The organism is Chimaeribacter arupi, assembly GCF_002858805.1.
In the GTDB taxonomy this organism is placed as follows: domain Bacteria; phylum Pseudomonadota; class Gammaproteobacteria; order Enterobacterales; family Enterobacteriaceae; genus Chimaeribacter; species Chimaeribacter arupi.
This window is the reverse complement of record NZ_PJZI01000104.1, coordinates 1-339: the sequence shown is the minus strand read 5'-3', so window position 1 is coordinate 339 and position 339 is coordinate 1. Positions and strand designations below refer to the sequence as shown.

Annotated in this window: 1 protein-coding gene; it reads right to left on the bottom strand. The window is 58.4% G+C overall.

What is annotated here, in order from left to right:
* The coding region (locus CYR52_RS22770; RefSeq protein ID WP_165699116.1) for an Ig-like domain-containing protein at positions 1 to 339 on the bottom strand (339 nt) is incomplete at both ends.

Sequence of the window (339 nt, the reverse complement as noted above, 5' to 3'; positions counted from 1 at the left end):
GTGCCGTTGATCAGCACTTCCACCGTCACTGCGTCGGCGTCGATATTGCTTAAGGTAAAGGTTGGCGTCGTTACATTGGTGATGTTGTCCGCAACATCGGCACCGCTGTCTGATACATCATTCAGATCGATGGTGGGGATATTCACCGAGGTATCGACGGTAAAGGCAAACGCCTCGCCGCTGATGCTGTTACCGGCCACATCGGTAACGGTCACCACCAGATTGTGCTCACCGTCAGCGAGGGTGGAAGGCGTGACAAAGTGCCACTGCCCTGCTGCATCCTGGGTCGCGGCCTGCGGCGCAGCGCCGTCGATGCTGACCATCACCGTCACGACGTCG